This is a genomic window from Wenxinia marina DSM 24838, assembly GCF_000379485.1.
Taxonomy (GTDB): domain Bacteria; phylum Pseudomonadota; class Alphaproteobacteria; order Rhodobacterales; family Rhodobacteraceae; genus Wenxinia; species Wenxinia marina.
In genome coordinates this window covers 89,384-101,237 of record NZ_KB902283.1, presented here as the reverse complement: position 1 = coordinate 101,237, position 11,854 = coordinate 89,384, and the positions used below count along the sequence as shown (strand labels likewise).

The 11,854-nt window shown below is 71.1% G+C and carries 10 protein-coding genes; 8 read left to right on the top strand and 2 right to left on the bottom strand.

Features of this window, described 5'->3' with window-relative positions; genetic code table 11:
* Positions 1-6: 6 nt before the first annotated feature.
* The 5 genes from A37W_RS21165 to A37W_RS0107240 all read left to right on the top strand — a co-directional run bounded on the left by A37W_RS21165 (position 7) and on the right by A37W_RS0107240 (position 6,940).
* On the top strand, positions 7-1,557 hold the full coding sequence (locus A37W_RS21165) for an ABC transporter substrate-binding protein (RefSeq protein ID WP_157236469.1): 1,551 nt from the start codon (positions 7-9) through the stop codon (positions 1,555-1,557).
* A 69-nt stretch (positions 1,558-1,626) separates the two neighbouring features.
* On the top strand, positions 1,627-2,571 hold the full coding sequence (locus A37W_RS0107255) for an ABC transporter permease (protein WP_018302365.1): 945 nt from the start codon (positions 1,627-1,629) through the stop codon (positions 2,569-2,571).
* A 4-nt stretch (positions 2,572-2,575) separates the two neighbouring features.
* On the top strand, positions 2,576-3,454 hold the full coding sequence (locus A37W_RS0107250; RefSeq protein ID WP_018302364.1) for an ABC transporter permease: 879 nt from the start codon (positions 2,576-2,578) through the stop codon (positions 3,452-3,454).
* A complete protein-coding gene (locus tag A37W_RS21160; RefSeq protein WP_018302363.1) occupies positions 3,455-5,509 on the top strand; it encodes a dipeptide ABC transporter ATP-binding protein in 2,055 nt (684 codons plus the stop codon).
* Between the two features lie 6 nt (positions 5,510-5,515).
* Positions 5,516-6,940: a C69 family dipeptidase gene (locus tag A37W_RS0107240; RefSeq protein WP_018302362.1), complete on the top strand. Its 1,425-nt coding sequence runs from the start codon at positions 5,516-5,518 to the stop codon at positions 6,938-6,940.
* 50 nt (positions 6,941-6,990) lie between these two features.
* Here the strand turns inward: A37W_RS0107240 and A37W_RS0107235 are convergent, their stop codons facing one another.
* Both A37W_RS0107235 and A37W_RS0107230 read right to left on the bottom strand, forming a co-directional pair.
* The gene (locus tag A37W_RS0107235) at positions 6,991-7,464 is read right to left on the bottom strand and encodes a DUF427 domain-containing protein (protein ID WP_026198345.1); all 474 of its coding nucleotides are present in this window, start codon (positions 7,462-7,464) and stop codon (positions 6,991-6,993) included.
* 86 nt (positions 7,465-7,550) lie between these two features.
* Complete coding sequence (locus A37W_RS0107230; RefSeq protein ID WP_018302360.1) at positions 7,551-8,573, bottom strand: substrate-binding domain-containing protein; 1,023 nt, start codon at positions 8,571-8,573, stop codon at positions 7,551-7,553.
* A 117-nt stretch (positions 8,574-8,690) separates the two neighbouring features.
* Here A37W_RS0107230 and A37W_RS0107225 point away from each other — a divergent pair, with 117 nt between their 5' ends.
* From A37W_RS0107225 to A37W_RS0107215, 3 genes are all read left to right on the top strand, one after another.
* The gene (locus tag A37W_RS0107225) at positions 8,691-9,722 is read left to right on the top strand and encodes a Gfo/Idh/MocA family protein (protein WP_018302359.1); all 1,032 of its coding nucleotides are present in this window, start codon (positions 8,691-8,693) and stop codon (positions 9,720-9,722) included.
* Positions 9,719-10,651, top strand: a complete 933-nt coding sequence (locus tag A37W_RS0107220; RefSeq protein WP_018302358.1) for a sugar phosphate isomerase/epimerase family protein — start codon at positions 9,719-9,721, stop codon at positions 10,649-10,651. The genes A37W_RS0107225 and A37W_RS0107220 overlap by 4 nt, the downstream gene beginning before the upstream one ends.
* 79 nt (positions 10,652-10,730) lie before the next feature.
* Positions 10,731-11,738, top strand: coding sequence for a LacI family DNA-binding transcriptional regulator (locus A37W_RS0107215; protein WP_018302357.1), 1,008 nt, complete (start codon positions 10,731-10,733; stop codon positions 11,736-11,738).
* Positions 11,739-11,854 lie beyond the last annotated feature (116 nt).

Genomic DNA, 11,854 nt, shown 5'->3' with positions numbered 1-11,854 from the left:
ATGACGGTGCGACGGACGATCACGACGAGACGGACATTCCTGGCCTCCGGCGCCGCGCTCGGGGCGATCGGACTGGTGCCCGGCGGGGCAGGCATGGTGCGGGCGCAGGAGGGCCGCGTGCTCAACCTGCGGCTCGAAGGCGACAACGCGATCCTCGATCCGGGCTACATGATCGGCGGAACGGAGGTCGAGGCGCAGAAGCAGTGCCTGCCGTTCCTGGCCGAGTACGTCCGCGACGGCGACACGTTCAGCTGGCAACCGACTCCCTACGTCACGCGGCTGGAATACGCCGACGACACGCACCTTGAGTTCGAGCTGGCCGAGGGCCTGGTCTGGTCGGGCGGCAACGGCACGGTCAGCGCGTCCGACGTGGCCTATTCCTACGCCCGGATGAAGGACAGTGAGTGGTCGGGCTACTTCGACGCGCTCGAGACGGTCGAGGTGACGGGCGAGCGGACCGGCGTCCTCGTCCTCAACAAGCCCTTCGCGCCGTTCATCATGGTCACGCTCTGCCACGGGCCGGGCGCCATCGTCTGCGAGAAGGCGACCGAGGCGGTCGGCGGGCGCTTCACCACCGAGTTTCCGGCGATCTGCGGCCCCTACACCTACAGCCAGACCCCGGGCCAGCGCGCGGTGTTCGAGCGCAACCCCGAATGGACCGGCCCCGCGCCGGGCTTCGACCGCGTCGTCGCCCACGTCATCACCGAGGTGCAGGCCGCCGAACTGGCCTACGAGGCGGGGGAGATCGACTGCACCGAGCTCGGCCCCGACAGCCTCGCCCGCTATACCGAGACGCTGCCGCCGAATACCGCGATCACCACCGCGGGCGAGCTGCAGTATCTGTGGATGGGCATGAACACCCAGCACGAGAAGTTGCAGGACATCCGCGTCCGCCGGGCGATCCAGCACGCGGTCGACGTCGACTCGATCCTCGCCGGCGCGTTCGCCGGCACCTCGCCCAAGTCCTACGGCATCGTCGCGCCAGGCCTCCTCGGCAAGCGCAACGAGACGTCCTACAGCTACGATCCCGCCTACGCGCGCCAGCTGATGGACGAGGCCGGCGTCACGGGGCTGGAGCTGACGCTGCGCACCCTGAACTGGCAGGAGCGGCTGCTGACCGCGCAGATCATCCAGGCCAACCTCGCCGCCATCGGCATCACGGTGAACATCCTGCCGATGGAGAGCGGGCCGTTCTGGGAGATGGGCATGGAAGAGGCCGGGGACACCTGGCAGGACCTGCAGCTGTGGCTGATGCGCTTCGCGACGGTGCCCGACCCCTACGAAGCCACGCAATGGTTCGTATCTGAGCAGGTCGGCATCTGGAACTGGGAGCGGTGGACCGACGAGGAGTACGACCGCCTCTACGAAGAGGGCCTGTCCGAGAACGATCCGGCGAAGCGCGAGGAGATCTACCTGCGAATGCAGCAGATCATGGAGGATACCGGCGCCTACGTCTGGATCAGCCACGACCCCGAGGTCTACGCGCACCGCGCCGACATCGAGATCAACGCCGCTCCGTCGGGCGAGCTGGACTACCACCGCTTCGAGCCCGTCTGAGGATCAGGGTCCCCGCCCGCCGCGGGACGGGGACCCGGCCGCCGCGCAGCGTCGCACCGATCGGATCGCATGGCCTTCTACTTCGTGAAACGTCTGGGCCTGTCCGCGCTCGTCGTCGGGACGGTGCTGCTCGTGCTGTTCTCGCTGCTGCACATGATCCCGGGCAACCCGGCGATCCTGGCGCTGGGGACGCGGGCGACGCCCGAGGCGATCGCGGAATATACCGCGCGCATGCGTCTCGACGAGCCGGTCTGGGTGCAGTTCGTCCATTTCGTCAGCCAGGCCCTGCGGGGCGATCTCGGGGCCGATGTCTTCTCGAACCGCCCGGTGACGGCGGTGATCGGCGACCGGATCGGGTTTTCGCTGGCGCTGATCCTCACCGGAATGGGCTGGGCGGTGCTCCTCGGCGTCCCGCTCGGCTGTCTCGCCGCGGTCCGGCCGCGCAGCTGGGTCGACCGCGTCACCGGCATCCTGTCCGTCGGCACGATCGCGGTGCCCTCGTTCCTCGTCGCGATCTGGTCGCTGCTCCTGTTCTCGCTCCAGCTGCACTGGCTGCCGGCCATCGGCGCGGGCGAGCCGGGGGATCTGTCCGACCAGCTGTCGCACCTGATCCTGCCGGCCTTCGCCATCGGCCTCGGCTGGGTCGGCTACCTGGCCCGGATGGTCCGCGCCTCCATGCTCGAGGTGCTGGGAGAGCCCTACATCCGCTCGGCCCGCGCCTTCGGCCTGCCGCCGCGCCGCATCGTGGGCGGCTACGCCCTGCGCGTCGCCATCCTGCCGACGATCACGCTCATCGGCATGGGCTTCGGCGGGCTGATCTCGTCGGCGGTGTTCGCCGAGATCATCTTCGCGCGGCCCGGCGTCGGGAAGATGATCTTCGACGCGGTCTCGGACCGCAACTTCCCCCTCGTCCAGGGCGGGGTGCTGGTGGCGACGGCGTTCTACATCCTCGTCGTCCTCGTCTCCGACCTCGTCATCGCATGGCTCGATCCCCGTGTCCGCTCCTCCCTCTGACGCCGTGCCCCTTTCTCCCGTCGCCGACGCCGGCGCGCGCCGCGACCGACGCGACCGGCTGCGCCGCTTCCTGTCGGACTGGCAGGCGGTGGTCGGGCTGGCGCTGGTCATCCTGTTCGTGGCGAGCGCCGTCTTCGCGCCGTGGATCGCGCCCTACGACCCGAACGCGATGGATATCCCCGCCCGCATGTCGGGGCCGAGCTGGGCGCACCTCGCCGGAACCGACCAGCTGGGACGGGACACCTTCTCGCGCATCCTCCACGGCGGGCGCGTCGCGTTGCTCATCGCCGCGATCGGGGTGTCGGTGTCGCTGGTGGTCGGCCTGATCCTCGGCATGATCGCGGGGTTCGGGCCGCGCTGGCTGGACAGCCTGCTGCTTCTCGTCTTCGACGGCGTCCGGTCCTTCCCGTCGATCATCCTCGCGCTCGCGACCGTGGCGCTGACGGGACCGAGCCTGACCGTCGTCCTGGCCATCGTCATCATCACGTCGATCCCCGGCTACGCCCGCGTCGCGCGGACCGCGACCCTCGCGTTGCGCCATGCCGAGTTCATCCTCGCCGAGCGGTCGCTGGGTGCGGGGACGACGCGGATCCTCCTCCATCACATGATGCCGAACGTGATCGGCCCCCTGCTGATCCTCGCCGCGATGGACGTGCCGGTCGTCGTGTCGATCGAAGCGGGCCTCAGCTTTCTCGGCATCGGCGTGCTGCCGCCGCGGTCGAGCTGGGGGACGATCCTGAACGAGGGCTACCTTCTGATCCGCGACGCGCCCTGGATGGTGGTGGCGGGCGGCATCCCCCTGATCCTGACGACGCTCGGCTTCACCTTCCTCGGCGAGGCGCTGCGCGACACGTTCGATCCCCGCATGGGGCGCGAGCGCTAGATGGACGACACGATCCTCGACGTCAGCGGGCTGTCGCTCGACTTCCGGACCGGGCGCGGCCGCATCCGGGCCCTGCGCGACGTGTCCTTTCCGGTCCGGCGGGGCCGCATCCTCGGCATCGTCGGCGAGAGCGGATCGGGCAAGAGCACCGTTCTGTGGTCGATCCTCGGCCTGCTCGCCCGCAACGCCGAGGTGACGTCAGGGCGCATCGCGTTCCAGGGACGGGATCTCCTCGGCCTGGACGACGAGGCGCTCAGGGCGATCCGGGGAGAGAAAATCAGCGTCGTCTTTCAGGACCCGATGACGTCGCAGATCCCGGTCCTGCCCTACGCGCGCCAGTTCTCGGACATCCTGTACCGCCGGTCTATGTCGCGGGCCGAGAAGCGGGACGCGGCGGTGGAGCTGCTGCGCCGGGTGGGCATCCCCGACCCCGAGGACCGGATCGACGCCTATCCGCACCAGTTCTCGGGCGGGATGCGGCAGCGGGCGGCGATCGCGATGTCGATGCTGACCGGGCCGAACCTGCTGCTGGCCGACGAGCCGACGACCGCGCTCGACGTGACGATGGAAGCGCAGATGATCGACCTGATGCGCGACCTGCGCGCGGCGTTCGATACCACCATCGTCGTCGTCTCCCACAACCTCGGCCTCATCGCCGAGATGTGCGACGACGTGGTCGTCATGTACGCGGGCGAGGTGGTCGAGACGGGCGAGGTCCGCGACATCTTCCACAACGCCCGCCACCCCTACACCCGCGCGCTCCTCGAATGCGATCCCGCACGGGTGGAGCGGACGGGCGGCCGGCTGCCGGTGATCCCGGGTGACATTCCCGATCTCTCGGCGTCGCTGACGGGCTGCATCTTCGCCGCGCGCTGCCCGCGCGCGATGCCGATCTGCCGCACCGAGACCCCGCCCGACGTGGCACGGGGGACGGGACACGCCAGGTGCCACCTGCTGGAGGGGCCGGGCGCCGACCCGGACTGGCCGCCGCCCGCCGGCGTGGTCGCGGTCGGACGGACCGACCCTCCGCCGGCGGCCGTTCGGCCGAAGCGCTCGGGCGAGCCGCTGCTGGAGGTGCGGGGCCTCAACGTCCGCTTCGGCACGATGGGGCCGATCCGCGCCCGCATCCGCGGCGTGCGCGACCCGTTCGTCGACGCCGTCCTCGACGTCGACCTCTCCGTCGCGCCCGGCGAGACGCTGGCCCTCGTCGGCGAGAGCGGCTCGGGCAAGTCGACGCTGGGCCGGGCGATCCTGAACCTGCTGCCGGTGAACCGCGGTTCGGTCAGCTTCGACGGGCAGAGCGTCGAGAACCGCCCCGAGCGGCGGTTCAAGCCGCTGCGGCGGGACATGGCGATGATGTTCCAGGACCCGGTCGGCTCGCTCTCGCCGCGCAAGTCGGTCCGCGCCCTCATCACGGAGCCGCTGGTGATCCACGGGGCAGGGGGCCGCGACCTGAACGCCGAGGCGGAACGGCTGGCCGACATGGTGCGCCTGCCGCGCAACTTCCTGTCACGCTACCCGCACGAGCTGTCGGGCGGGCAGGCCCGGCGCGTCGGCGTGGCGCGGGCGCTCTCGCTGAACCCCCGGCTCATCATTGCGGACGAGCCGACCGCCGGCCTCGACGTGTCGGTGCAGGGCGAGATCCTGAACCTGATGGCGGATCTCCAGGCCGAGCACGGGCTCGGCTACCTCATCATCACCCACAACCTGCCGGTGGTGCGGCACATCGCGGACCGCATCGCGATCATGTATCTCGGCCGGATGGTGGAGGAGGGGCCGGCGGCCGAGGTGTTCGCCGCGCCGGCCCACCCCTACACCCACGCCCTCGTGAGCGGCGTGCCCTACCCGGACCCCGACCGCCGCCGCCCGCCCTCCAGCGCAATTTCGGGAGAGGTCCCGAGCCTGCTGCGCCGTCCGCCCGGCTGCGACTTCGCCCCGCGCTGCCCCTTCGCCCGCCCGGCCTGCCGCGAGGCCAAGCCGCCGACCGTCCACCTCTCGCCCGAGCGCCGGCATGCCTGCCTGTTCCCGCTCGTGCCTCCCGAAAGACAGAACTGAGCAGTCATGAGTTACGGAATCTACATCGGCCGCAATCACAGTGCGGACGGCCACGCCTGGCTAGCCGGCTACGGGGACGAGCCGTCGAGCCACTGGCTGGAGATCGTCGACCGGGCCGAACACCCGGAGGGCGCGACGATCACCGTCGGCGTCGGCCCGGACAGCGACATGCCCGGCCGCCGGACCGAGATTCCGCAGGCGCGGCACACCGCGCGCCACATGCGGGTCAGCTACAGCTACTACCTGGGCGTGCCGGCGCCGATCACCAACGGCGGCCTCAACGAGCACGGGGTGGCGGTCCGCGACATCTGGTCGACGTCCTCGGACGCGCTGATCGCGATGACGCCGAAGGACCAGACCGGCCCCAACTACTCCGACCTCGCCCGCATCGTGGTGGAGCGGGCGAAGACCGCCCGCGAGGGCGTGGATCTCATCGCCGCGCTGATCGCCGAGCATGGCTATTCCTGCTACGGCGGCAATTCCCACATCATCGCCGATCCCGACGAGGCGTGGGTCGTGATCCAGTTCTCCGGCGGCCTCGGCCTGTGGGTGGCCGAGCGGCTGGGCCCCGACTCGATCCGCGCTTCGCGGCCCGGCTATATCGGTGTCGTGCCGACCGAGCCGGACGAGACGTTCCTCTACCCGCCGCACTTCATCCGGACCGCCGTCGAGCACGGCTGGTACGACCCGGCCGGCGGGGCGCCGTTCGACGTCAACGCGATCTACGGCGACGGCAAGGGGCGGTGGGACGGCATGGCGTGGATCGAGGCGGAGATGCGCGCCCGGGCGGCCGCCGCGCCCCTGACCTTCGCCGACGTCGCTTGGGCGATCCAGACCGAGGTGCTGACCGGCGACACCGCCGGCTACGGTCAGGTCGTGCCGCTGGTGCACCCGGCCCACGACGACCTGCGGACGATGTGGCACGCGCCGGTCGGCCCGGTGACTGCGCCCCTCGTGCCCGTCTTCCTCGGCCAGACCGAGGTTCCGGACGCCTACGCCCAGCACCGCTACCTGACGACGGGCGAGTCGCACCGCTTCCTCGACCGCCGCAAGGAACCGAAGTCCCCCGAGGTCGTCAGCCACGTGCCGCAGGGCATCGAGGTTTCCGACAGCGCGGTATACGAGTTCAAGCGGCTGATGCACCTGGCCTTCCAGGACGACGCCCTCCTCCGCGAGGTCTGGGACCACTGGCGCGGGATGGAGGCCGACCTCGCCGCCGATCTTCCCGCGGTGCTGCGCAGCGCCGAACTCCTCCTCGACGCCGGCGAGGCCACGCTGGCGCGGCGCCTTCTCACCCGCGAGAGCGGCGCCTGGCTGTCGCGCGCGCTGGACGACTGCCACGCGCTCGTCGCGTCGGGTTACGTCCGGCTTCGCCAGAAAGGCAGGCTCAACCGGGCCGGAAAACCCCTGTCCCCGGCGCAGCGCTGGTAGCTGGCTCCCGGGGATGTCCTTGCCTCCCCGATGCCATGGGGGCGGTCGCGTCACCAATGCTCCGTCCCCTGCGCGCCCTTGGGCCGGCCCGTGAGGTTCGCCGTGACCCATCCGCCGTAGAAGTCGCCGTCCTGCGGCAGGACCGGCATGTCGCCGACGAAGCACGCCTCCATGAGGCCGGGATAGAAGGCCAGATGACCGGCGAGATCGGCGAAGCGCGCCGACGGGGACTCGTAGCTCCATGCCGCGCGGCGGGCCGTCACGCCGCCTGAGGTGACGTCGAAGTACCGCGCCACGCCCTTCCACTCGCAGACGCTGCCGCCGGCTGCGGGGTCGAGCCGCGCCCGCACGTCCGCGCGCGGGACGTAGTAGGTCGGCGGATGGTGCGTCTCGAGGACGCGGGGCGCGCGGTCCGTCTCGGCCACCGTCTCGCCGCCGAGTCGGACCACAAGGCGATGGGGGACGGGCTCCAGCCGGGGCGGGCGGGGATAGTCCTGGACGTTCTCGGGGGGCAGGTCGGTCATGGGCGGAAGATAGGCGGCCACCGCACAGGATCGACGGCCCCCAGGAGCCAGGATCGTCGCGAGACGCCCTTCCGCCGCCGGGCCGGTCACTCCGCCGGCGGCGGCCGGACCGAGGCGGCGGGCACGTAGTCCATCGGCCAGACCAGCCTGACGGGATCGGCGGGGCTGACCGCCAGCCCGAGCGCGGCCTCGCCGACCGCCGTCCCGAGCGCCCGCAGATCGAGGGCGAAGCCGGCAAGTTCGGGGCGCAGGAAGCCCAGCTGCGGATTCCGCCGGAAGCCGATGACCGACAGGTCGCGCCCCGGCTCCAGCCCCGCCTCGCCGAGGCGGGCGTAGACGCCCGGCGCCATCATCTCGCTCACCAGCAGCAGCGCCGTCGGGCGGGGATCCATCCCGAGCACCGCCTCCGCGGCCTGCCGCCCGCCGTTCTCGCTGACCGAAAGGCGCAGCATCAGCCCCTCGTGCTCTTCCAGCCCGTGCCGCCGGATCGCGGCGCGATAGCCGTCCATCCAGACGTGGGCGAGGTTCACCTCCTTGCGCGGCGCGACCAGCGCGATGCGGCGATGGCCGAGCGCCGCGAGTTCGGCCACCGCGCGATCGGCGACGCCCTCGAAGTCGAGGTCGATCCACGGCCAATCGCCCGGCGTCCCGCTGCGGCCGAGGGCGAGGAACGGCATCCCTTCCTCGACCAGCATGGCGATCCGGGGGTCCTGCCGCCGCGTCGCGGTGATGACGAGGGCGTCGACCATGCGGCGGCCGACCTGCCGGCGCAGGAACTCGATCGGGTCGTCGGCGCTGCGGCAGGGCAGGAGAACGAGGTCGGTGCCGGCCGCCGAGAACGTCTCCTGCATGGCGTCGATGAGCTGCATGAAGAACGCGTCGCCGGCGAGCGAGGCCGGGCTGCCCGTCTCCAGCACCAGGCCGATCGTGCTGGTCCGGCCCTGCCGCAGCGCGCGGCCGGAATGATTGGGGCGATAGCCCAGTTCGCGCGCCGCCGCGAGGACCCGCTTGCGGGTCGCCGGGCTGACGTCGGCCTTGTCGTTCAGCGCCCGCGAGACGGTGCCGATCGACAGGTCGAGGTGGCGGGCGAGGGCCTTGATGCCGGTCACGCGGGCTCCGTCGTAAACGTTTCCAGAAATGCTTTGACACGCTGCGGACCGCTTGGGTAGCGTCGTAAACGTTTCCGGTGAGTCGAGGAGGACGGCCGGAGCAGGGAGGATACCGTTATGACGCGCGCCGTGATGGCGGGCTGCGGGCAGATGTCCGCGGGGTGGCTGCGCGCCATCCGCGAGACGCCTGCGCTTGCCGACAAGGTCGAGATCGCCGGGTTCGTCGACCTCTCCGCCGGTGCCGCCGAGGCGCGGGCGACCGAGTGGGGGCATGGGGCGAAGGCGGGCACCGACCTCGCCGCGATGCTCGGAGAGACGCGCCCCGACGTCGTGTTCGACATCGTGGTCCCGCCCGCCCGCCTGTCGGTGGTCGAGACCGCCTTCGCCCATGGCTGCGACGTCCTCAGCGAGAAGCCGATGGCGAACAGCCTGGACGAGGCGCGGCGCCTCCTGTCCCTGGCGAAGGAGCAGGGGCGGCTGCACGCCATCGTCCAGAACCGCCGTCACCTGCCAGGCATCCGGCAGGTCCGCGCCCTGATCGAGAGCGGCGAGCTGGGCGAGATCGCCGCCATCCACGCCGACTTCTTCCTCGGCCCGCATTTCGGCGGTTTCCGCGAGGAGATGGAGCACGTCCTCCTCCTCGACATGGCGATCCACACCTTCGACGCTGCCCGCTTCCTCGCCCCGTCCGAGCCGACCCGCGTCTACGCGCAGGAAAGCAACCCCAAGGGGTCGTGGTTCGCCCACGGCGCCAGCGCCAACGTCCTGTTCGACTGCGCTGACGGGTCGTGCATCACCTATCGCGGCTCGTGGGTGGCCGAGGGCGCGCCGACCTCGTGGGAGGCGTCCTGGCGGATCGTCGGCACGAAGGGCTCGATCCTCTGGGACGGCAACCTCGGGATCGAGGGTGCGGTCCGGGACGGCGACGAGGGCTTCTTCCGCGAGGTCCGGCCGGTGCGCCTGCCGCCGGTGCCGGACCTGCCGGCTGAGCAGCATGCGGGCGTGATCCTCGACTTCCTGACCGCCCGGGACGAGGGGCGCGATCCCCTGTCCGTAAACCACGACAACATCAGGAGCCTCGCCATGACGTTCGGCGCGATCCGCAGCGCCGAGACCGGCGCCCCCGTCCAGATCGGAGACACCGCATGAGCGACCCCGCCAAGTCCATCCGCATCGGCACCATGGTCAGCGCCTCCGGCGGCGAGGCCGCGGACCGGATCGCCGAGATCGCGGACCTCGGCTTCGAGAGCTTCGAGCCGTTCTTCTGGCAGACCACGAATGGACAGGACCTGGCCGAGCTGGGCAAACGCTGCCTCGATTCCATCGGCGACCGCGACATCACGATCTCCACCCTCGGCATGTTCGGCAATCCGCTGGAGGACGAGGCGCTGGATCGCGACACGCTTCAGGGCTGGAAGGACTGCATCGACAACGCCCACCATTTCGGCGCGACCTGCGTCGCCGGCTTCACCGGCCGCCTGCGGGGCAAGCCGCTCCCCGACAGCCTGCCGCGCTACCGGGAGGTGTGGAGCGAACTGGCGAAGCGGGCCGCCGACAAGGGCGTGCGGATCGCCTTCGAGAACTGCGCCATGGACGGCAACTGGCAGACCGGCGACTGGAACATCGCCCACAACCCCGACGCGTGGGAGCTGATGTTCAACGAGACGCCGGACGACAATCTCGGCCTCGAATGGGAGCCGTGCCACCAGCTGGTCTACCTGATCGACCCGCTGCCGCAGATACGGAAATGGGCGCCGAAGATCTTCCACGTCCACGGCAAGGACGCGACCGTGCGGTGGGAGGTGATCCGCGAGCACGGCATCTTCGGGAAGGAGCCGTTCGTCTGGATGCGGACCCCCGGCTTCGGCGACAGCAACTGGACCGACATCATCTCCGAGCTGCGGCTGGCTGGCTATTCGGGCGCCATCGACATCGAGGGCTGGCACGACCCGGTCTACCGCGACGCGCTGGAGATGATGGGCCAGATCCACGCGCTGGAGCATCTGAAACGGTGCCGCGGCGGGTCCTTCGTCAACGTCTCCGCCCAGTATGGCGGCGGCGATCCGTCGCTGGCCTGACATGTCGTTCCACTGGCCGTTGACACGAATCGAGAAAACGGTTTTTCTTGCTGGGAAATCGGTTTCTCATAGGCGTTCAATGGCCTCCGCCCCGACCCGTGTCCGCCTCTCCGACGTCGCCGCGGCGGCCGAGGTCAGCGTGGCGACGGCGTCCAAGGCGCTGAACGGCACCGGCCGGATGACGGACGAGACGCGCGACCGGGTTCGGCAGGCGGCCGAGGCGCTGGGCTTCCGGCCGAACGCGATGGCCCGCGCGCTCAGCTCGCAGCGCAGCCTGACCGTCGGCCTCATCACCAACGACAGCTACGGGCGTTTCACCCTGCCGGTGATGTCGGGCCTGTCGGCGGCGCTGGTGGACGAGGGCATCTCGGTCCTGATGTGCAACGTCGAGGACGATCCCGACAGCGCCCGCCGCCACCTCGACACGATGCTGGACAAGCAGGTGGACGGCCTCGTCGTGACCGGGCGGCGGATCGACACGGCCCTGCCGCTCGACCTGTCGGGCGTGACGATCCCGGTCGTCTACGCCTTCACCAAGGGGCCGGACGACGCCGTGACCCTGACAGCCGACGACGCGCAGGGGGCGGGGCTGGCGACCGAGTGGCTGGGCTCCCTCGGCCGCGGGCGCCTCGCCCACGTCACCGGACCCGAGGAGTTCGCGGCCGCGCGCCTGCGCGCCGGGGCATTCGCCGCTGTGGCGGGGCCGGGCGCGCCGGTGCTGCACGGCGACTGGTCCGAGGCGTGGGGGCACGAGGCGGTGGCCCGGCTCTGGGCCGCCGGCGACGGGCCCGACGGCATCTTCTGCGGCAGCGACCAGATCGCGCGAGGCGTCGTCGATGCCCTGCGCGAGCGGGGCGTGGACGTGCCGGGGCAGGTCTCCGTCGTCGGATTCGACAACTGGCAGATCGTGGCCGCCGCCACGCGTCCGCCGCTCACCACCGTCGACATGGGCCTGAACGGGATCGGCCGCGAAGCCGGCCGCCTCGTCCGCGCCCTGGTCGAGGGAGAGGCCGTGGCGCCCGGCGTGCGGCGGCTGCCCTGCCGCCTGGTCGTGCGCGGCAGCTGCGGAGGCACGCCGCCGGCCTGACGGCCGAGAGACATCCCCGGGACCCGGGCGAACCCGGGCGCGGGATCACCGCCGGCCACGGGGAAGAGGAGCCCCGCCCGGCATCACGAGAGGCGGCCCGAGGGGGGCCGCGATTG

Bases quoted from the DNA above. Each gene is read 5' to 3' on its own strand.
- A37W_RS0107255 (WP_018302365.1), top strand. From the start codon at position 1,627: ATGGCCTTCTACTTCGTGAAACGTCTGGGCCTGTCCGCGCTCGTCGTC.
- A37W_RS21160 (WP_018302363.1), top strand. From the start codon at position 3,455: ATGGACGACACGATCCTCGACGTCAGCGGGCTGTCGCTCGACTTCCGG.
- A37W_RS0107240 (WP_018302362.1), top strand. From the start codon at position 5,516: ATGAGTTACGGAATCTACATCGGCCGCAATCACAGTGCGGACGGCCAC.
- A37W_RS0107235 (WP_026198345.1), bottom strand. From the start codon at position 7,464: ATGACCGACCTGCCCCCCGAGAACGTCCAGGACTATCCCCGCCCGCCC.
- A37W_RS0107225 (WP_018302359.1), top strand. From the start codon at position 8,691: ATGACGCGCGCCGTGATGGCGGGCTGCGGGCAGATGTCCGCGGGGTGG.
- A37W_RS0107220 (WP_018302358.1), top strand. From the start codon at position 9,719: ATGAGCGACCCCGCCAAGTCCATCCGCATCGGCACCATGGTCAGCGCC.
- A37W_RS0107215 (WP_018302357.1), top strand. From the start codon at position 10,731: ATGGCCTCCGCCCCGACCCGTGTCCGCCTCTCCGACGTCGCCGCGGCG.